We start from the raw sequence: 19,484 nt of genomic DNA on the forward strand, positions 1-19,484 counted from the left end.
TTCGGCCCAGGAAGGCAGTCCCTGCGCAGTGAGTGCCCGCTAGAGTGCGGGCCGGCGGCGCTTCGGTGCCGGTGGAACCCCTTTTGCGGCCACTACGTCCGAAAGCTGGATGACGACGTCGGCCTGCCGGGTGCGTACGGTGCAGGCACCGGCGTTGCACTCCACCAGATCACCCAGGGCATCTGTGAATCCGCCCTCGATGCGGTAGCGGACCACCACCCGGGTGCCGGGCGCGGCCGCGGAAAGAAACCCCGTGGGGGTGGAAGGCTGACTCACCAGTTCATACTAGGCAGTCCGGCTAGGTTCGCGGGAATGGGCCGGGAGATAATAGGCTCAGATGTCAGGGTCCGGCCATGTTGCCGGATGCAAGTGCCGGCGGGATGCCGGAACCAACGTGGAGAGGCAAGGGACGTGACGTACGTAATCGCGCAGCCGTGTGTAGATGTCAAGGACAAGGCATGTATTGAGGAGTGCCCCGTCGACTGCATCTACGAGGGTGAGCGTTCGCTGTACATCCATCCGGACGAGTGCGTGGACTGTGGGGCCTGTGAGCCCGTATGCCCTGTTGAGGCCATCTACTACGAGGATGACACCCCGGATGAGTGGGCCGACTACTACAAGGCCAACGTGGAGTTCTTTGACGACCTCGGGTCCCCGGGCGGAGCCGCAAAGATCGGCAACACCGGCAAGGACCACCCGATGATCGCCGCACTGCCGCCGCAAAACCAAGACCACTAACACAGGCAGGAATGGTGACCGCAGCAGTGAATACGTTCGGCCTTGACCTGCCCGACTACCCGTGGGAGGCCATGGCGCCGTATCTCGCGAAGGCGTCGAAGCACCCGGGGGGAGCGGTCAACCTGTCCATCGGCACTCCTGTGGACCCCACGCCCGCGCTGATCCAGGAAGCCTTGAAGGCCGCCGCCAATGCGCCCGGATACCCCACAGTCCACGGCACACCCGCGCTCCGGGAAGCCATCGCCGGATGGTTTGAACGCCGCCGGGGAGTGGCTGGACTCGACCCGCGGAACATCATGCCCACCGTGGGCTCCAAGGAACTGGTGGCGTGGCTGCCGCTGCTGCTGGGGCTGAAGCCAGGCGACGTCGTCGTCCGCCCCAAGGTTGCCTACCCCACGTACGATATCGGCGCCACCCTCGCCGGCGTCACCTCCGTCGCCACGGACAACCTTGACGAGCTCGACGACGCCACCCGCTCGTGTGTCCGGCTGATCTGGGTCAATTCCCCCGGAAATCCCACGGGCAGCGTCCGGGGGATTGAATCCCTGAAGCCGCTCGTGGCGCAGGCGCGGGAGCTGGGCGCCGTGGTTGCCTCCGACGAATGCTATGCGGAACTTGGCTGGGGCGACTGGGACGTCCAGCGGGGCGGCCAGGCAGTGCCAAGCATCCTGGACCCGCGGGTGGCGGGTGGATCGCATCGGGGCCTGCTCGCTGTGTACTCGTTGAGCAAGCAGTCCAACGTGGCAGGATACCGGGCCGCATTTGTAGCCGGGGATCCGGACCTGATGCCCAACCTCGTGAACAGCCGCAAGCACGCGGGCATGATCGTGCCCTATCCGGTGCAGGAGGCTATGCGGGTTGCCTTGGGCGACGACGCGCATGTAGAGGCCCAGAAGGACCTTTACCGCGGACGCCGCGAACGGCTGGTCCCGGCGCTGCTTGACTTTGGTCTGGAGATCAAGGAATCCGACGCCGGACTGTACCTCTGGTCCACAGCGGGGGAGAGCACCTGGGACACCGTGGCGCGGCTGGCCGAGCGCGGCATCGTGGTAGGTCCCGGCGTTTTCTACGGTGAGGCAGGCAATGGCTATGTCCGGGTGGCCCTCACCGGAACCGACGAGCGGATCGACGCCGCTGCAGCCCGCCTGGGTGCCGCATCGTAACAATGCTGTGACTCGCGCCACATCCACCTCGTTTTAGGGCTTTTTGGACTGTCGCGGATTAGTGGCACCCGCCAAGGAGCGGTAGCTTTTAACTGACTATCAATGGTGGCTTTCTACAAGAAGGCAGCCCGGGTGTTGGAACCTGTGTTCTCAGGCTTCGTGCGCGGCTCACCTGATGTTGGATCAAGCTTTCGACAGAGGCCCAGACGCCTCATGAAGGGGACTCCATGACTGAGACCAACAATGCTGCGACCCTGCACCACGCAGGAGGCGAGCTCGAGCTGCCGCGCATCCAGGTTGTTGAAGGAAACGAAGGCTACGACGTTTCCAAACTGCTGAAGCAGACGGGCGCAGTCACCTTTGACCCCGGCTTCATGAACACAGCAGCCACAACTTCGGCCATCACCTACATCGATGGCGATGCGGGCATCCTGCGCTACCGCGGATACCCCATTGAACAGCTGGCGCAGCACTCCAGCTTCCTTGAAGTGTCCTACCTGCTGATTTACGGCAACCTGCCCTCGCCCACGGAACTGGACGAATTCGACCAGAAGATCCGCCGGCACACCCTGCTGCATGAGGAGCTCAAGGGCTTCTTCGGCGGGTTTCCGCGCGACGCGCACCCCATGCCCGTCCTGTCCTCGGCCGTTTCGGCGCTGTCCACGTTCTACCAGGACTCGTTGGACCCGTTCAACGCCGAGCAGGTGGAAGTTTCCACCATCCGTCTCATGGCCAAGCTCCCGGTGATCGCGGCCTACGCCCACAAGAAGTCCATTGGCCAGCCGATGCTGTACCCGGACAACTCCCACAACCTCGTGGAGAACTTCCTGCGCCTCAGCTTCGGGCTTCCGGCTGAGCAGTACGAAGTTGACCCGGTGGTGGCGAAGGCCTTGGACCTCCTGCTGATCCTGCACGCGGACCACGAGCAGAACTGCTCCACCTCCACCGTGCGCCTGGTGGGCTCCTCCAACGCCAACCTGTTCGCGTCTGTTTCGGCAGGCATTAACGCCCTGTTCGGGCCTGCCCACGGCGGTGCCAACGAGGCAGTGCTGAAGATGCTCCGCCAGATCCAGGCTGACGGCACCAAGCCCGAGGACTACATGGAGAAGGTCAAGAACAAGGAAGACGGGGTCCGCCTCATGGGCTTCGGGCACCGCGTCTACAAGAACTACGATCCGCGCGCCAAGATCGTTAAGGCCACCGCGCATGAGATCCTCACCAAGCTCGGCGGCAACGACGAACTGTTGGACATCGCCCTGCGCCTGGAAGAGAAGGCGCTGAACGATGACTACTTCATCCAGCGCAAGCTCTACCCGAACGTCGACTTCTACACCGGCCTCATCTACAAGGCCATGGGCTTCCCGGAGAAGATGTTCACGGTGCTCTTCGCTATCGGCCGCCTCCCCGGCTGGATCGCCCAGTGGCGCGAAATGATCAGCGACCCGAACACTAAGATCGGCCGCCCGCGGCAGCTCTACATCGGTGAGCCTGAGCGGGACTACCCGGCCCGCTAGATCCCCAGCGGCTCACAAACCCCGCACGATCGGCGGGGGGCCCTAACTAGTACGACGTCGGCCGTCCACCTCTGAGAGGTGGGCGGCCGACGTCGTTAATCGATGCTAGGAGGCGTAGCCTTGGGGGTTGTTTTTCTGCCAGCGCCAGTGGTCCTCGCACATCTCATCCACTGTTTTGGTGGTGGACCAGCTGAGGTCGGCCAGGGCTGAGGTGGCGTCGGCCCAGAAGGCGGGCAGGTCACCGGCGCGGCGGCCAGTGATCTCGTAGGGGATGGGCTTGCCCACTGCCTTTTCGAAAGAGCGGAGGACCTCCAGCACCGAGGAGCCCTTGCCGGAGCCGAGGTTCCAGCGGAAGACGCCGGCGCGGTCCGCCACATGATTCAGGGCGGCAACATGGCCTTCGGCGAGGTCCACCACGTGGATGTAGTCGCGCAGGCATGTGCCGTCCGGGGTGTCGTAGTCGCCCCCGAACACCATCAGCTTTTCACGGCGGCCCACGGCCACCTGGGCAATGAAGGGCACCAGATTGTTCGGGATGCCCTGGGGGTCCTCGCCAATCCGGCCGGAGGGGTGCGCACCGACCGGGTTGAAGTAGCGCAGCAGGGCTATATGCCAGCGGTTGTCGGCTGAACCCAGGTCCGAGAGGATGTCCTCGATCTGTTCCTTGGTTCGCCCGTAGGGGTTGTTGGCCCCGATCTCCATCTTTTCCACGTAGGGGATGGGGTTGTGCTCGCCGTAGACGGTTGCTGAGGAGCTGAAGACGATGGAGCGGACGCTGTGCCGGTCCATGACCCGGATGAGGTTCAGGGTCCCCACCAAGTTGTTGTAGTAGTACTTGAGCGGCTCCTGCACCGACTCGCCCACAGCCTTCAGCCCGGCGAAGTGGATGACGGCGTCGATGGTGTTACCGGCGAAAACTTTCTCCACGGCGGCTTCGTCCACCAGGTCAACGTCGTGGAACCCGGCGGTCTTGCCCGTGAGTTCCGTAACCCGGCGGAGCGACTCTTCGCTGGAGTTGACGAGGTTGTCGATGACCACCACGTCATGGCCAGCTTCCTGCAGGGACAGAACAGTGTGGGAACCGATGTAGCCGGTGCCCCCTGTGACCAGAATTTTCATGCCTCCAACGCTATCCCAACCGGGCTCCGTTCCGCCGGTGTGTCCCGGATGACGGGCAGCATGACAAGGAACCCAAATGCCATCGCGGGTTGAGGGGTCCTATTGAGCACAGCTGTGCTAAAAAGGGGAGTGCCTAAAATCGTCAATGCCGAAGCCCGGCGCCAGGATGTGGTCGAAGCGGTCTGGCGGATCATCGCCGTCGACGGGCTCGAAAGGGCGTCACTGCGGGAAGTGGCAGACGAGGCGGGACTTGCCGTCGGGTCAGTGCGCCACTACTTCGCGGGAAGCGAGGAACTCCTCACCTACTCCTTCGCCAGGGCCATCGACAGTATCGTGACGAGGATGGACCAAGCCCTGCCCGCCGTTCAAAACCAGCCGTCCGGAACCGTTGAACACCGCGAAGCCGTTTTAACCCTGTTGAGCGAACTGCTGCCGCTGGACGAACAACGGGCTGTGGAGGCCTGCGTCTGGATGGCTTTCCGCAACGCCGCGAGAATCAGGCCCTTCCTGGCAGCGGAGGCGGACCGCAGCCACCGGGAGGTCGCCGCCCTGATGGGACGGCTGATCACCACCCTGATACCCGCGAATGAGCCCGAAGAGACGCTGGTGGTGGAGGCCGAAAGGCTCCTGGCGACCCTCGACGGGCTGTGCATGCATGCCCTGCTCCAGCCGGGCTGGATGACGGCCCGCATGTGCCTGGATGTTCTGGGACGGCACCTTGACGGGCTGGAACCATAACTGCCGTTAACGTCGGGAACGTGGGGGAATAGACTGATAACCGGGGGCGTGGAACCGGATCAACAGGCCCGGTAACAGCACGCCAGGGAAGGATTACGGATGCACCAAACAGGCGGTTCCGGGTGGCAGATCACCACCGACACGTCCGGGCCAATGATGATCGCCCTGTATGTCCGCGATGCAGCCGGGCTGGATGGCGCCGGCCATCCGGCCCTGTCACACGCCGCTCCAAAGATCCGCCAGGCGGACCACTCCCACCTCACCGCGGACGTTGGTGGCCTGGGCGTGCTCAAGACCGAATGGGAGGCCTGGTGGGCGCAGTTGCTTAAGGCTCATCCGCAGACCTCGCCGGAACTGTCGCCGCCCGAATTTGAGGCTTTTGGCAATTCGCCCGCCCTGCAGCGCGTACTTCAGGCGCACTTCGGTTCTGCCCTCACGTGGGCCCGGGAGCGCAGGAGCGAGTACGCCGAGCTGGAAGCGGAGCGCGCTGCCATCGGTGCGGACCAGCTGCTGGAAGACATGGTGGATGACAGGCTGCTGGAGGTGGGGCGGGACGCCCGTGACTTCAAGCTGACCATTATCGAGTTGCCGTTGAATGAGCAGCGGGCCTGGTACCTGGAGCCGGACAAAATCATCATGAGCCACCAGCTGATGGGCCAGCCTGAACTGTTCCGCAGCTATGTCCAGCCCGTTGTGGAAATCCTGGCCTAAAACAGCAGGCAGGGAGCTCAGCCTTAGGCGGTGGCAGGTGAAACCGTGATCCGGACCTGGCCGTCAACGGCTGATGATTCGTGCCAGCCGTTCCGCTCTCCCCGGTCCCAGCTGCGTCCCGCCACCTGCACGTGTGTCACTTCGTAGCCCTTGGCGTTTGCGACGGCCCACTGGGCTACCGACCAGGCCTGGTTGCCGCTGGCTTCCACCACCAGTGTCTGGCCTTCCACTGCCGTGTCCAGCGGACCGTAAGCCTGGGCCAGTTCGGCTGAAACGGCGACGGGGTCGCCGGCAGCAGCCGCCGAACGGAGCGTGCATTCGACGGCTTCGGGCGTCTGGCCTGACAGTCCGGAGGCAAACGAGCGCCCCATCTGCTCGTGCTGGGCGTAGGCGGTGGGGAAAGCGGACCGCTGGACCGTCTGCGCCGCTTCCGTGATATCCATCGACTCGTAACCCGGGATTTGGACCAGAGCGTCGTAAAAGGCGTTGGCCGCATAGTACGGGTCCATCACCTGCGCCTCGGTTCCCCAGCCCTGCGAGGGACGCTGCTGGAACAGCCCGCGCGAATCAGGCCCTGCCTGGTCTCCGTGGGCGATGTTCCGGAGCTTGGACTCCTGCATTGCAGTGGCCAGTGCGATGCTCGCGGCCCGCGGCGGGAGTCCCCGCTGGACGGCGACGGCGGTAATCAGGGAAGCGTATTCGGCCTGGTCCGGTGCCAGCTCTGCCGTTCCTCCACCTACGACGGCGATGCAGCGTTCCGAAACGAGGGTCTCGGAACGCTGCACAAGAAATACCGCCGCATAGACGCCGCAGGCCACTAGTGCGAGGGCGAGCAGCATCACCAGGAGGCGGTGCAGGCCGCGGCTTCGTGCCATGTAAATCAGTTGGCGTGCAGGGCGTCGTTCAGTTCCACGGTCTGGCCCGCACGGGGGAGGACCTCCACAGCACCGTTGGTGGAGTTGCGGCGGAACAGCAGGTTGGGGACTCCGGAGAGTTCCGCGGCCTTCACGATCTTGGTGGTGTCTTCGCCAACCTCGTCCTTGGGACCAGGTACCCGCACGCGGGTTCCTGCCGTGACGTAGAGGCCGGCTTCCACCACTGAATCGTCGCCGATGCTGATGCCCACGCCGGAGTTCGCTCCGAGCAGGACCCGCTCGCCGATGGTGATCTTCTCTTTGCCGCCGCCGGACAACGTGCCCATGATGGACGCTCCGCCGCCAACGTCGCTGCCGTCACCGGTCACCACGCCGGCGGAAATCCGGCCTTCAACCATGGAGGTGCCCAACGTTCCGGCGTTGAAGTTGACGAAGCCTTCGTGCATCACGGTGGTGCCTTCGGCGAGGTGGGCACCCAGGCGTACGCGGTCGGCGTCGGCAATCCTGACGCCGGTGGGAACAACGTAGTCCACCATCCGCGGGAACTTGTCGATGCCGTACACGGTGACGGCACCGCGGCGGCGCAGCCGGGCGCGCGTCAGTTCGAAGCCCTCCACCGCGGCGGGCCCGAAGTTGGTCCACACAACGTTCGGCAGCTTGCCGAAGATGCCGTCCAGGTTGATGCTGTTCGGCCGGACCAGGCGGTGCGAGAGCAGGTGCAGTCGCAGGTAGGCGTCAGCGGTGTCGGCCGGGGCTTCGTCGAGGTTGATCTGGACAAAGACCACCTTCTGCTCGGTGCCGCGGTCCTGATCGGTTCCGGCTTCGGCGATGCTGGTGAGGGCCTCGTCCGCGTTCTCCACTGCGCGCAGGTGTTCTGCGGCAATACCGAGGGCAGGGGCGGGGAACCAGACATCCAGGACGGTGGCCTCTACTGTTTCTTTGCCTGTGGCAGATGCAATGGTGGCAACGCCGAAGCCGTAGGCGGAGCGTTCTTCGGTGGAGGCGTTCTGGATTTCGGGCACAGCGGAGGAAGCAGTCTCAGTCATGGCCCCAGTCTATCGAGGGCCGGGGACCTGCTCCGAACTAGACTGGCTTCGTGACTGCCGAAACCGCCCCGGAATCTCCCGCCCTTCAGCTAGACCTCCGCCAGGACGTTGCGCTCCTTACAGCCGCGATCATGGACATCAACAGTGTGTCCGGGAATGAGACGGAGCTGGCGGACGCCGTCGAAGACGCCCTGCGGACCCTCCCGGAACTGCACATCGTCCGGGACGGTGACTCCGTCATTGCCCGCACCGAGCTGGGCAACCCGGAACGGGTCATCCTCGCAGGCCACCTGGACACCGTGCCGCTGCCGTTGACCGAAGGGTCCAAGGGTACTGTCCCGTCCAGCTGGGAGTCCGGCGTCCCCGGGGAGGGCATCCTGTACGGCCGTGGCGCCACCGACATGAAGGGCGGCGTCGCCGTGCAGCTCGCCCTGGCGGCCACAATGTTCGACGGCGGGGCCACCCCCAAGCGGGACGTCACCTTTGTTTTCTACGACCACGAGGAAGTAGAGGCCGTCAAGAGCGGCCTGGGCCGGCTGGTGCGCAACCACGGCCACCTGCTTGACGGCGACTTCGCCATATTGCTGGAACCCACCGACGGCACGGTGGAGGGCGGATGCAACGGCACGAGCCGGTTCGAGGCAACAACAGTAGGGGAGGCAGCCCACTCCGCCCGCGCGTGGATGGGCAGCAACGCCATTCATGCGGCGGCACCAATCCTGGCCAGGCTGGCGGCCTATGAACCGGCAACCGTCAACGTGGATGGACTGGAATACCGCGAAAGCCTGAACGCGGTAAAAATCAACGGCGGCACTGCAGGCAATGTGATTCCGGACCGGTGTGTGGTTGAAATTAATTACCGCTTCGCGCCGGACAAGACGCCCGACCAGGCCGAAGCCGTGGTGCGGAACCTCCTGGAAGGTTTCGACGTTGTCCGCACCGATGCCGCCGCCGGTGCCCGCCCAGGGCTCCAGCACCCTGCAGCTGCTTCCTTCGTTGCCGCTGTCGGAGCGGAGCCAAAACCCAAATACGGCTGGACCGACGTCGCCCGTTTCAGTGAACTGGGGATCCCGGCGGTGAACTTCGGGCCGGGAGATCCCTTGCTGGCGCACAAGGACAACGAACACGTCCACGCCGATGCCGTCCGTAAGTGCCTGCAGGCTTTGCAGGACTGGCTGGCGGGGTAGTCGTTAAGAAGTGATGGCCCGGATCCGAGGGATCCGGGCCATCACTGCAGCTGGAAACCCTAGGGGGCTCCGGCCTCAATTGCGGCGGGTTCGGCTTTGGCCGTTCCGCCGGCCGCCTTCTTGGACCCGCGGCGCTCGATCCACACTGCGATCCGCGAGACGCAGATGTTGATGGCGATGTAGATCGCGGCGGCCACAAAGAAGATGGGGAACAGGAACTGCGTGCCGAGGAAGTCCGCCATCACCTGGACTGCGCGCAGGAGCTCGCCGTACGCCACGATGTAGCCCAGCGAGGTGTCCTTCAGGAGCACCACCATCTGTGCCACCAGCGAAGGCATCATCCGCCGGATTGCCTGCGGCAGTTCGATCAGCATGCGGGATTTGAAGCTGGTCAGGCCAATGGCCAGCCCGGCTTCCCGCTGCCCCTTGGGGAGCGACTGGATACCGGCACGGATGATCTCTGCGAACACTGCCGAGTTGTAGAGCACCAGGCCCGTGACGACGGCAATAAATGGCGAAGTGCCGAAGCCCAACAGGACGAACAGCATCATCAGGACCACGGGCATGCCGCGCAGGAATTCCAGCACCACCCGGACAGGAATCCGGATAAAGGCCGCATCGGAAATACGCAGCAAACAAAGCAGGAGTCCCAGCGGGAAGGCGATGACTGCCGCCAGGGCCGCGGCGCTCAGCGTCGCACCGAGGCCGTTGCCCAGAAGCATCCAGACGTCGGCCCGGGTGAAGATTTGCCAGCGGCGGCCTTCGAAGATGCCCTGCTCGGCGAAGGTCAGGATGATCCAGGCCAGCAGGCCCAAAATCAGCAGGGAACCTACGATCGATCCAATCAGGGAAATACGCCTGGCTTTGGGGCCGGGAACATCGTAAAGGACTGAGCTCATCGGGCAATCGCCACCTTTCGTTCCACCGTGCTGGCCAGGATGCCCAGCGGAACGGTGAGGAGCAGATAGAAGAACGCAACACCCAGCAGGACCGGGATCACTGCATCACCATTGGCGTTGGCCAGCTGCCGGCCGTAGCCGAACAGTTCGAGCACGAAGAAGGCGCCGGCCACAGAGGAATTCTTTACCAGGGCGATCAGGATGTTGATCAGCGGCGGGACCACCGTCCGCAGGGCCTGCGGCAGGATGATGAGGTTCAGGACCTGGCCGAAATTCATGCCGATACTGCGGGCCGCTTCGGCCTGGCCCACCGGGACGCTGTTGACACCTGAGCGGACAGCTTCGGCGATGAACGCTGCGGTGTAGGTACTGAGGGCGATGATTGCAGCGATCTCGAACTGCTCGAATTTCACTCCCAGCCGGGGAAGGACAATCGCTGCGAAGAAGAAGGCGATGGTCAGCGGAGTGTTGCGGAGAACCTCCACATAAACGGTGCTGAAGCCGCGGAGCGCAGCTACCGGGGAAACCCTGGCTGCCGCGAGCAGGGTCCCGAGCACCAGCGCGATGACGCCGGAAACTGCGGAAAGGAAAAGTGTGCGGAGAGAAAACCGTTCCAGTACAGGGGGAGGTTTTCAAGAATGACGTCCATTGGATCCTTTGGCTCTGGGCGTGGACGGGTGGAAACAGTGGTTGCCGGGGCCGCAGTGCAGCCCCGGCAACCACTGAATTACCTAGTAACGGTCGAGCGCGGGCAGTTCAGGGGCAGTCTTGATGACTGAACCTGCGGTATCTTCCCAAGCCTTCTTGTAAGACCCGTCCTCCTGGAATGCTTCCAGCTGGTCGTTGATCCAGTTGCGGAACTCGGTATCGTCCTTCTTCAAGCCGATGCCATAGGGCTCCTTGGTGAAGGTTTCGTCCGAGGCGAGCTTGAAGGCGTCCGGTTCCTTGTCCACGAAGCCGGCGAGGATCACGTTATCGGTGGTGATCGCTTCAACCTGCTTGTTGCGCAGCGGCTCAAGGCAGGCGGAGTAGGTGGCAGCAGGAACAAGTTCAGCGCCGTACTTGTCCACGATGGTGGCCGCCGGCGTCGAACCGGTGACCGAGCAGACCTTCTTGCCCTTGACATCCTCGGGGGTCTTGATGGCGTCGTTGTCCTTGTTCACCATCAGGGCCTGGCCGGCTTCGTAGTACGGGCCGGCGAAGCTGACAACCTGCTTGCGCTTGTCGTTGATGGTATACGTGGCGATCACCAGGTCAACCTTGCCCTGTTCGATGAACGGTTCGCGGTTGGCCGAAACAGTCTCGGACCATTCGATCTTGTCAGCGGCGATGCCCAGCTTGGCGGCGATCAGCTTGCCTATTTCGACGTCGAAGCCGACGGGCTTGCCGTCCAGGCCCACCTGGCCAAAGAGTGGCTGGTCGTACTTGGTGCCGATCTTGATGGTGCCGGCCGAGGCGAGCTTTTCCATGGTGGTGCCGGCCGCGAAGGTGGGCTTTTCGGCCACGGTGGGGTCGCTGGTGGTGCCGGCGCCGCCACCGCCGCAGGCGCTCAGGGAGAGGGCGAGGGCAGCGGTAGCCGCCACAAAGAATGACTTCCGCCGGGTCATAAATGCCTTCATGACATTCCTTTCATTGATGGCCGTGGGTCACGGCCTGGATGCGAACTGAGAGTGTTTGTTCGTAGGTGGATCAGTGGGTGAGGAGCTTGGAGAGGAAATCCTTGGCGCGGTCGCTCTTGGGATTGGTGAAGAACTCCTCCGGGGTGGCGTCCTCGACAATCTGGCCGTCCGCCATAAAGACCACGCGGTCTGCGGCTTTGCGGGCGAAGCCCATCTCGTGGGTGACCACGATCATGGTCATGCCCTCCTTGGCCAGCTGGATCATCACGTCCAGGACCTCATTGATCATTTCGGGGTCCAGCGCCGAGGTGGGCTCGTCGAACAGCATGACCTTGGGCTTCATGGCCAGGGCCCGGGCGATCGCAACGCGCTGCTGCTGGCCGCCGGACAGCTGGGCGGGGAGCTTCGGAGCCTGGTGGCCGACGCCCACCCGTTCAAGCAGCGCCATGGCGTCCTTGTCCGCAGTTCCCTTCGCAACGCCCTTGACCTTGATGGGGCCAAGGGTGACGTTTTCGAGGATGGTTTTGTGTGCGAAAAGATTGAACGACTGGAAGACCATTCCGACGTCGGCCCGGAGCTGCGCGAGTTCCTTGCCTTCCTCGGGAAGGACTTTTCCATCGATGCTGATAGTGCCGCCTTCAATGGTTTCGAGACGATTAATAGCGCGGCACAGGGTGGACTTACCGGAGCCTGACGGCCCGATGACCACAACAACCTCGCCCTTGCGGACCTGCAGATTGATGTCCTTCAAAACGTGCAGCTGGCCGTAATGCTTATTTACGGCGTTCAGGGAGACGAGGGTATCGCCGGGCACATGAGTAGTCATAGGAAGAATCTAGCGAAGAACGGCAGCTTATGATGCGAATCACCCCAAGTTCCTGCGGATCGTGATTCAAGAGATACCTCCCGCTGGCAGGTTAGCCTTGGGGAATGAGCATCAGTGCAGATCCGGCCAAAAACACCCAGCCGCGCCGTAAAGGGCCCCTCGAGCTTCGCCGCAAGCAGGCGTCGGTGGAGATGTCCGACCAGCATCTGCTTGATACCAAGGGGCCCGGGCAGTTCGTGCACACCGATCCGTGGCGTGTGCTCAGGATCCAAAGCGAGTTCGTGGAGGGCTTCGGGGCGCTGGCCGACCTCGGCCCGGCCGTCAGCGTTTTCGGTTCAGCCCGGACCAAACCCGGAAGCCCGTACTACGAGATGGGCGTCGAAGTGGGGCGGAAGCTCGCGGAGGCCGGCGTTGCAGTCATCACCGGGGGCGGCCCGGGGTCCATGGAGGCGGCCAACCGCGGCACTGTTGAGGGCAACGGGGTGTCAGTGGGACTCGGCATCGAACTCCCGTTTGAGCAGGGCCTGAACCAGTGGGTGGACCTGGGTATCAACTTCCGTTACTTCTTCGCCCGCAAGACCATGTTCGTCAAGTACGCGCAGGGCTTCATCGTCCTGCCGGGCGGCCTTGGCACTCTCGACGAACTCTTCGAGGCCATGGTCCTGGTGCAGACCCGGAAGGTGACATCCTTCCCCATCGTGCTGCTGGGCGTCGACTTCTGGGGCCCGATGATCGATTGGATCAGGGGAACCTTGGTGGCTGAAGGCATGGTCTCCGAAAAGGACCTGGACCTCATCCAGGTGGTGGATGATCCTGCGGAAGCCGTGGACCGCGTGCTCCACGAGGCCGTCACCCCCTCACTGAACGGCGAACAGCGCCCGGAGTAGCGAACGCGGCCGGGTCTGGCACGATGGGGTAGTGACTTTTTTCCTGGTCTTCCTCGCCGTGGTGCTGATCGGCGCCGTCCTCTGGGCCAGCACCGGGGGCCGTTCCGGCAAGCCTGGCGGCCGGGCGCTGCCTGCCCTGCTGGACGCCGGTCTTGAACAGCCCCCGGCCAACCTCCCGCCGGTCCTTTTGCCGGCCAATGCTGCGCCCCAGGACGTGGACCGTGTGCGGTTTGCCCTGGGACTGCGGGGCTACCGGATGGACCAGGTGGACCAGGTGCTCGATGAGCTGAGGGACCAGCTTGCGGCCAGCCGGCAAGAAGTGGAAACCCTGAAGGCCCGGCTGCAGGCCGTCGAAGCGGCGGGGCCGTCCACCGGGACAGGGACGCAGACGGAACCGCCGGTGGCTGAGGCCGAAGGGAATGCCGGCGCAGGGTCCGGGCCAGGGGAGGCCCGGGCTTGAGCACCGCCACCCGTCGGGGAACAGGAGTTTCAGCGTCGGTCCAGGCGCTCGCGCTCCGCTCCCGCGAAACGGTCCGGGCCTGGCCCTGGTGGCTTCAGGTCTCGGCCATCTACGTTACGGCACGGCTCATCAGCGCCGGAATTTTTATGGCCGCCGCCCTTCACCAGGGACCCAACCCCTGGTTCCCGGCCAAGCCCGACTACTGGAACTTCATCAATATCTGGGACGCGCGCTGGTACGGCAGGGTAATCGCCGATGGCTATCCCACCACCCTTCCCGTTGATGGTGCGGGCAACGTCCAGGAAAACACGTGGGCTTTCTATCCCTTGTACCCGTCGCTGGCAGCCGGGCTCAGCAGGCTGACGGGGTTGGCCCCTGCCGCCTCGCTGACCATTATCGCCATGCTGTCCGGCCTGGCTGCCGCGCTGGTGGTCTATGTGCTCTTCCGGCACAAGGCTGCACATGGGCCCGCACTGTGGGCGGTAGCGTTTTTCGCTACGTTCCCCGTGTCCGCTGTGCTCCAGGTGCCGTATGCGGAGCCTTTGTCTCTGCTGCTGCTTGCGGCCTCGTTGCTGTTGGTAGTGCGGCGCCAGTATTTGTGGGCCATCCCGGTGGTGGTGGCGCTGTGCCTCTCGCGTCCGGTAGGCGTACCGTTCGCGGCCATGCTGGGGCTCCTTCTGATCCATCGGCTGGTGCAGCGCTTCCGCGGCCGGGAAACAGATCCGCATTCCGTCGCGGACCTGGCGGCCCTCACCATCCTCACGGCAGCCGCGGGCCTCTCGGCCCTGGCGTGGCCCGCCGCCGCGTGGGCAGCCACGGGGGATATCCAGGCCTACACCAAGACGGAAACGGTGTGGCGGGGCCACGACCTGGTGCCGTTCAAGCCCTGGTTCGACACCGGCGTCGACCTCTTCGGCCCGGTGCTCGGAGTGCTGGCGCCTTTCATTTTTGTGGCGCTCTTCGGTGCGATGCTGTACCTGCCGCCGGTGGTCCGGCTCGGCGTCGAACTCCGCCTGTGGTGCGCCTGCTACATGGGTTACCTGGTGATGTTCCTCCACCCGCAAACCAGTACGTTCCGTATGCTGCTGCCGCTCTTCCCGCTGGCGCTGGGCGCCGCGCTCCTCTCACGGTCCAGGGCTTTCCGCGGAACCGTGGTGGTGATGTTCGTGCTGTTGCAGATTGTGTGGATCGTGTGGCTGTGGGCTTGGGCGCAGCTGCCCGGCGGCGGAGATTATCCGCCGTAGGAATTCCGGCTTCCGTGCAGGTCAGACTGCTAATTGGACCCGCCGCCAAATGTCCAACGATTAGCTACGGACGGGTAATTCCGCGATAATGGTAAGTAAGCAAGGACAAAAAGCATTAAGAGTACGTGCAGCACCGGCGGTGTCTATCCACTCCGCTGTGGCAGCTTGATCTACATGCGGACACAGCCCACCCGGGCTGATCAGTCCTGGGACTAAATGGAGGGGAATTCCTCATGGCGGCTATGAAACCACGCACCGGCGACGGCCCAATGGAAGTCACCAAGGAGGGCCGCAGCCTGATCATGCGCGTCCCGCTCGAAGGCGGCGGGCGCCTGGTGGTCGAACTGAATGCTGCCGAGGCGGCCAACCTCAGGGAATGCCTGGTCGGCGTCACCGAATAATTGTGCAGGACAGGGTCCGCAAGCCTCCGGGCGGCGGATCCTGTCTTATTTTTTGACTGCTACCAGCAGGCCGTCGCCGGTGGGAAGCATGGCCGAAGCCAGCCTGTCGTCGTCGCGGATGCTCTTCCCCACCTGGCGCAGGACCACAGTGGTGGCCTCACGGCCGGCAGGGTTCGCTACCTTGTCCTTGTCCAGGGCATCGTTGATGATCAGCAGCCCGGCAGGCTTCAGGAGCCGGATGGCCTGCTCCACGTAACCGGGAAGTCCCGGCTTGTCAGCGTCGATGAACACCAGGTCGTACGCCCTGTCCGTGAGGCGCGGCAGGACATCGCCGGCGCGGCCGGAGATGGTCCGCGTCCGGTTGGCCGGGCTGCCTGCCTCCGAGAAGGCTTCCCGGGCGGCTTTGAGATGTTCGACGTCCACGTCAATGGTGGTGAGGACAGCGTGCGGACCGAGGCCGCGAAGCAGGCAGACGCCCGAAACGCCGGCGCCGGTCCCGATCTCGACGGCGGTCTGCGCCTTGGATGACGCTGCCAGCACGGTCAGTACAGCGCCGACGCCCGGCCCGATGGCGGTAACGCCCAGTTCGAAAGACCGCTCCCGCGCCCGCAGCATGACCTCATCCTCAGCGGGCAGATCTTCGGCATAGGACCAGCTGGTGGACTTGTCGGCGCTCATGGATGTTCGCTTTCTGGGCGTCAGGGGGAGTGTCCTCTACAGCCTACTGTGTCGAGGCGCAACAGCCGGGAAGGCAGGCTGTTGCGCCCACGGCTGAAGTTTCCCTGTAGTCAGGAAATTCCCAGCCAAGTTTGAAATGATTATTATCCGCTCATCCAAAGGGTGATCGGCGCCGAATCAGCTATGTCAACAGTATCCGGGCGTTAGCATTCCACGAGGGGAGTGGACGATGTCATCATCAGTTGTGGCACCTGTCCCTGCAGCAAATAATCCCGAGGCCGAGTGGGTCCGCCCCACTTGGGAAGAAGTGGTGACCAACCACTCCGCCAAGGTATACCGTCTGGCCTACCGCCTGACCGGCAACAAGTACGACGCCGAAGACCTCACCCAGGAGGTGTTCGTCCGCGTCTTCCGCTCGCTGGAAAATTTCAAGCCCGGAACCCTGGACGGCTGGCTGCACCGCATCACCACTAACCTCTTCCTTGACCAGGCGCGGCGGAAAACCCGTATCCGGTTTGACGCCCTCGCGGAGGACGCCGAATCGAGGATCCCCGGGCGGGAACCCGGGCCTGAGCAGAGCTTCGAGCTGAACAACCTGGACCTCGACGTTCAGGCCGCGCTCGAGGAACTCCCGCCGGACTTCCGGGCCGCTGTGGTTCTTTGCGACCTTGAAGGTTTGTCCTACGACGAGGTGGCTGTTGCCCTCGGCGTCAAGCTCGGCACTGTGCGTTCCCGCATCCACCGTGGCCGCACGATGCTCCGCGAGAAGCTTGCCCACCGTGACCCGCGGCCGAAGCAGCCGAGGCCCAAACTGTCACTGCCGCGCATTGCCGGCATCCTCTGAACGGCGCATGAGGCCCCAGTTCCCGCTTGGCCGCACGCATCAGCGCACCGCAAGCCATATCCAGTCCTGCCCCGAATGTGCTTCTGCCGTGCGCCGGGAACGCCAGTATTTGGAGCGGCTGCGGGACGCGCCCATTCCGCCGGCAAGCGACGACCTGACCGCACGGCTTCTGGCCAGGACCCAGGACCTCGCAGCCCAGCCTTCAGAAACGGTCCCGCATCGCCCGGCACCCCGGGCCGCAGTCCGGGTGCTCGCCCTGACCGCCGGGGGCACTGTTGCAGCGGCCGGTGTGCTCGCTGCAGGTGCTTTCGCCGTGGCCGGTGAACCGCTCCCGGCAGATGCCGCAACAGCGGCCACCCTCTCCCAGATCTCTGCACAAACCCCGGCCGACGGCCGGACCCTAAGTGCCGAACGGTTGTCTGGCCTGCGCTCGGAGGGCTGGGTATGCCCCGAGCTAGAGGCGATGGGATTCCACCTTGAGTCGGCAAGAGCCATGGTGCTCGAGGGCCGCCCCGCCATTGAACTGAAGCTCTCCGACGGGACGCACTATGCAACCGTCACTGAACGGCACAACCCGGCCGCCGGCACACCAGATGATGCGGATGCGGGACAGGCAGGCCCGCCGTTGCAAATCCTAACGTCCTCGCCCTGGTCCGCCACCTACAGGACGCAGGGCCGCACCTTTACCTACGTTTCCGACCTCCCCGCCGAACAGGCTGATGACGCCGTGCCCATCCTGCGGCGGCTCAGCGAACGGGCGGGGGAGGGTATTACGGCCGAAGTACTGGAGGAGCACCGGGCGCGGGACCCTGAGGCGGTGGCGGCGCGCCTGCAGCGTGGCGTGAACAAGATCGTGGCCCTTTTTACCCAGTAAACCGAACAGTTCTCGCCGCTTGCGGACGGGAATCGTCACTGGCAGCCCGGAGAGGGTAATCTTCCTAAAGTGTTTGGAATCAACGGCCCGGAGTTCTTTCTTCTGCTGATCATTGGCGTCCTCGTGATCGGCCCCCAGCGGCTGCCCGAATACACGCAGAAACTGGCCAACCTGGTCAAGGAAGTCCGCCGGATGGCCTCCGGCGCGCGCGAACAGATCAAGGAAGAAGTGGGGATCGACATCGATGATGTCGACTGGAAGAAGTACGACCCCCGCCAGTACGATCCCCGGCGCATCATCAAAGAAGCCCTCCTGGACGATGACACCAAACCCGTCAGTGCGGGTGCGCCTGCTGCTGTTGCGGCCGTCGCGGGGGCTGCTGCCGTAGCGGGGGCTGGCACCGCCGCTCCAAAGCGGCCCGAGCGGGTGCTTCAGTCCCTTCCCGCGGGCGAAGCCGCCCCTTTCGACACAGAAGCCACCTAGCCAGGGAGTTTCAGCAAGCCCTTGGCGAGGGGGAATCCTCAGCGGGGCTGCAGCCCCAGCTTCATGCCTGCCAGGCCCCGTGGCTTGGCGGCCAGCCTCCCGGCAATGTTCGAGAGCGCTTCCGCTGCCGGTGTTTCTGCCTTGCCGAGGACAATCGGTACCCCCGCGTCGCCGCCCTCCCTCAGCTGGATGTCCAGCGGGATCTGCCCCAGCAGCGGCACGTCGGCGCCCACGGTGGCTGATAGCCGTTCGGCGAGGACCGCCCCGCCGCCGCTTCCAAACAGTTCCATCCTGCCGCCGTCGGGCATTTCCAGGTAGGACATGTTCTCGATAACGCCGGCCACTGACTGCCCCGTCTGGGTGGCGATGGCGCCGGCCCTCTCGGCCACGTCGGCCGCTGCAGCCTGCGGCGTGGTGACCACCAGGATCTCGGCCTTGGGCAGCAGTTGCGCCACGGAGATGGCAATATCGCCGGTGCCGGGCGGCAGGTCCAGGAACAATGCGTCCAGGTCCCCGAAATAGACATCCGTCAGGAACTGTTCAAGGGCCCGGTGCAGCATGGGCCCGCGCCAGGCCACGGGCTGGTTGCCGCTGACGAACATCCCGATGGAGATCACCTTCACGCCGTACGCGACCGGGGGAAGGATCATGTCGTCCACGCGGGTGGGCGTCTGGCTGATGCCCATCAGGGCCGGCACGGAGAAACCGTAGACGTCGGCGTCCACAATGCCGACGCGCAGCCCCTGTGCGGCCAGGGCGCAGGCGAGGTTGACGGTCACGGAGGACTTTCCCACGCCGCCCTTGCCACTGGCCACCGCGTAGACCTTGGTGAGGGAGTTGGGCTCGTTAAAGGGGATACCGCGCTGGCCGCCGGCACCGCGCAGCAGCTCCTTGAGGGCATCCCGCTGCTCCTGCGTCATCACCTTCAGTTCGACGTCGACGGCGGCCACTCCCGGTACTGCCAGCAGCGCCTTTGTTGCGTCCGCAGTGATGGTGTCCCGCAGCGGGCAGCCGGAGATGGTGAGCAGGACAACCAACCGGACCTTGCCGTCGTCGGAGGCGTCAACGGACTCCACCATGCCCAATTCGGTGATGGGACGGCGGAGTTCGGGATCTATGACCGTGGCCAGGGCGGCATTGACCGCCCCGGCCAGCGAGGTGTTATTGATGGGTGGGCT

At 64.2% G+C, this 19,484-nt stretch carries 22 protein-coding genes and 1 pseudogene; 13 read left to right on the top strand and 10 right to left on the bottom strand.

The window, feature by feature from the left end; all coding sequences use genetic code 11:
• Positions 1-39 precede the first annotated feature (39 nt).
• Positions 40-276, bottom strand: coding sequence for a hypothetical protein (locus tag QFZ70_RS05500; protein WP_307094440.1), 237 nt, complete (start codon positions 274-276; stop codon positions 40-42).
• Between the two features lie 135 nt (positions 277-411).
• Between QFZ70_RS05500 and fdxA the strand changes: the two genes are divergently transcribed.
• From fdxA to QFZ70_RS05515, 3 genes are all read left to right on the top strand, one after another.
• On the top strand, positions 412-738 hold the full coding sequence (fdxA, locus tag QFZ70_RS05505; RefSeq protein ID WP_009356972.1) for a ferredoxin: 327 nt from the start codon (positions 412-414) through the stop codon (positions 736-738).
• Between the two features lie 14 nt (positions 739-752).
• Positions 753-1,901 carry a succinyldiaminopimelate transaminase gene (gene dapC / locus QFZ70_RS05510; RefSeq protein WP_307097803.1) on the top strand — a complete coding sequence of 383 codons (1,149 nt, stop codon included), beginning with the start codon at positions 753-755 and terminating at the stop codon, positions 1,899-1,901.
• A gap of 227 nt (positions 1,902-2,128) precedes the next feature.
• Complete coding sequence (locus QFZ70_RS05515) at positions 2,129-3,415, top strand: citrate synthase (RefSeq protein WP_104042432.1); 1,287 nt, start codon at positions 2,129-2,131, stop codon at positions 3,413-3,415.
• Between the two features lie 105 nt (positions 3,416-3,520).
• Here the strand turns inward: QFZ70_RS05515 and galE are convergent, their stop codons facing one another.
• Complete coding sequence (gene galE / locus QFZ70_RS05520; protein ID WP_307094441.1) at positions 3,521-4,534, bottom strand: UDP-glucose 4-epimerase GalE; 1,014 nt, start codon at positions 4,532-4,534, stop codon at positions 3,521-3,523.
• A 129-nt stretch (positions 4,535-4,663) separates the two neighbouring features.
• Here galE and QFZ70_RS05525 point away from each other — a divergent pair, with 129 nt between their 5' ends.
• On the top strand, positions 4,664-5,272 hold the full coding sequence (locus QFZ70_RS05525; protein ID WP_307094442.1) for a TetR/AcrR family transcriptional regulator: 609 nt from the start codon (positions 4,664-4,666) through the stop codon (positions 5,270-5,272).
• A gap of 99 nt (positions 5,273-5,371) precedes the next feature.
• Positions 5,372-5,983 (top strand): hypothetical protein, encoded by a 612-nt coding sequence (locus QFZ70_RS05530; protein WP_307094443.1) that lies wholly within the window; start codon positions 5,372-5,374, stop codon positions 5,981-5,983.
• 23 nt (positions 5,984-6,006) lie between these two features.
• Here the strand turns inward: QFZ70_RS05530 and QFZ70_RS05535 are convergent, their stop codons facing one another.
• The gene (locus QFZ70_RS05535) at positions 6,007-6,858 is read right to left on the bottom strand and encodes a hypothetical protein (protein ID WP_307094444.1); all 852 of its coding nucleotides are present in this window, start codon (positions 6,856-6,858) and stop codon (positions 6,007-6,009) included.
• Between the two features lie 5 nt (positions 6,859-6,863).
• Entirely contained in the window at positions 6,864-7,904 is a 1,041-nt protein-coding gene (gene dapD, locus QFZ70_RS05540; RefSeq protein ID WP_307094445.1) for a 2,3,4,5-tetrahydropyridine-2,6-dicarboxylate N-succinyltransferase, read from the bottom strand.
• Positions 7,905-7,954: 50 nt separating this feature from the next.
• Between dapD and dapE the strand changes: the two genes are divergently transcribed.
• Positions 7,955-9,091: a succinyl-diaminopimelate desuccinylase gene (dapE, locus tag QFZ70_RS05545; protein ID WP_307094446.1), complete on the top strand. Its 1,137-nt coding sequence runs from the start codon at positions 7,955-7,957 to the stop codon at positions 9,089-9,091.
• Between the two features lie 59 nt (positions 9,092-9,150).
• Here the strand turns inward: dapE and QFZ70_RS05550 are convergent, their stop codons facing one another.
• The 4 genes and pseudogenes from QFZ70_RS05550 to QFZ70_RS05565 all read right to left on the bottom strand — a co-directional run bounded on the left by QFZ70_RS05550 (position 9,151) and on the right by QFZ70_RS05565 (position 12,435).
• Positions 9,151-9,990, bottom strand: a complete 840-nt coding sequence (locus QFZ70_RS05550; RefSeq protein ID WP_307094447.1) for an amino acid ABC transporter permease — start codon at positions 9,988-9,990, stop codon at positions 9,151-9,153.
• A pseudogene (locus tag QFZ70_RS05555) lies at positions 9,987-10,639 on the bottom strand (amino acid ABC transporter permease). Before QFZ70_RS05555 ends, QFZ70_RS05550 begins: the two are co-directional and overlap by 4 nt.
• Positions 10,640-10,721: 82 nt before the next feature.
• On the bottom strand, positions 10,722-11,609 hold the full coding sequence (locus QFZ70_RS05560; RefSeq protein ID WP_307094448.1) for a glutamate ABC transporter substrate-binding protein: 888 nt from the start codon (positions 11,607-11,609) through the stop codon (positions 10,722-10,724).
• A 70-nt stretch (positions 11,610-11,679) separates the two neighbouring features.
• On the bottom strand, positions 11,680-12,435 hold the full coding sequence (locus QFZ70_RS05565; protein WP_307094449.1) for an amino acid ABC transporter ATP-binding protein: 756 nt from the start codon (positions 12,433-12,435) through the stop codon (positions 11,680-11,682).
• 104 nt (positions 12,436-12,539) lie between these two features.
• On the opposite strand from QFZ70_RS05565, the gene QFZ70_RS05570 reads away from it, so the two are divergent.
• The 4 genes from QFZ70_RS05570 to QFZ70_RS05585 all read left to right on the top strand — a co-directional run bounded on the left by QFZ70_RS05570 (position 12,540) and on the right by QFZ70_RS05585 (position 15,427).
• On the top strand, positions 12,540-13,322 hold the full coding sequence (locus QFZ70_RS05570) for a TIGR00730 family Rossman fold protein (protein ID WP_307094450.1): 783 nt from the start codon (positions 12,540-12,542) through the stop codon (positions 13,320-13,322).
• Between the two features lie 31 nt (positions 13,323-13,353).
• The gene (locus QFZ70_RS05575) at positions 13,354-13,782 is read left to right on the top strand and encodes a DivIVA domain-containing protein (protein WP_307094451.1); all 429 of its coding nucleotides are present in this window, start codon (positions 13,354-13,356) and stop codon (positions 13,780-13,782) included.
• Positions 13,779-15,026, top strand: a complete 1,248-nt coding sequence (locus QFZ70_RS05580; RefSeq protein WP_307094452.1) for a hypothetical protein — start codon at positions 13,779-13,781, stop codon at positions 15,024-15,026. The genes QFZ70_RS05575 and QFZ70_RS05580 overlap by 4 nt, the downstream gene beginning before the upstream one ends.
• A 233-nt stretch (positions 15,027-15,259) precedes the next feature.
• The gene (locus QFZ70_RS05585) at positions 15,260-15,427 is read left to right on the top strand and encodes a DUF3117 domain-containing protein (RefSeq protein WP_083435355.1); all 168 of its coding nucleotides are present in this window, start codon (positions 15,260-15,262) and stop codon (positions 15,425-15,427) included.
• Positions 15,428-15,472: 45 nt separating this feature from the next.
• Here the strand turns inward: QFZ70_RS05585 and QFZ70_RS05590 are convergent, their stop codons facing one another.
• Complete coding sequence (locus QFZ70_RS05590) at positions 15,473-16,105, bottom strand: O-methyltransferase (protein ID WP_307094453.1); 633 nt, start codon at positions 16,103-16,105, stop codon at positions 15,473-15,475.
• 229 nt (positions 16,106-16,334) lie between these two features.
• On the opposite strand from QFZ70_RS05590, the gene sigE reads away from it, so the two are divergent.
• The 3 genes from sigE to QFZ70_RS05605 all read left to right on the top strand — a co-directional run bounded on the left by sigE (position 16,335) and on the right by QFZ70_RS05605 (position 18,306).
• The gene (sigE, locus tag QFZ70_RS05595; RefSeq protein ID WP_307094454.1) at positions 16,335-16,949 is read left to right on the top strand and encodes an RNA polymerase sigma factor SigE; all 615 of its coding nucleotides are present in this window, start codon (positions 16,335-16,337) and stop codon (positions 16,947-16,949) included.
• 7 nt (positions 16,950-16,956) lie between these two features.
• Complete coding sequence (locus QFZ70_RS05600) at positions 16,957-17,823, top strand: anti-sigma factor (RefSeq protein ID WP_307094455.1); 867 nt, start codon at positions 16,957-16,959, stop codon at positions 17,821-17,823.
• 69 nt (positions 17,824-17,892) lie between these two features.
• Complete coding sequence (locus tag QFZ70_RS05605; RefSeq protein ID WP_307094456.1) at positions 17,893-18,306, top strand: Sec-independent protein translocase TatB; 414 nt, start codon at positions 17,893-17,895, stop codon at positions 18,304-18,306.
• 38 nt (positions 18,307-18,344) lie between these two features.
• On the opposite strand, the gene QFZ70_RS05610 is transcribed toward QFZ70_RS05605, so the two are convergent.
• On the bottom strand, positions 18,345-19,475 hold the full coding sequence (locus tag QFZ70_RS05610) for an Mrp/NBP35 family ATP-binding protein (protein WP_307097804.1): 1,131 nt from the start codon (positions 19,473-19,475) through the stop codon (positions 18,345-18,347).
• Positions 19,476-19,484: the final 9 nt, after the last annotated feature.

It is taken from the genome of Arthrobacter sp. V1I9 (assembly GCF_030817075.1).
In the GTDB taxonomy this organism is placed as follows: domain Bacteria; phylum Actinomycetota; class Actinomycetes; order Actinomycetales; family Micrococcaceae; genus Arthrobacter.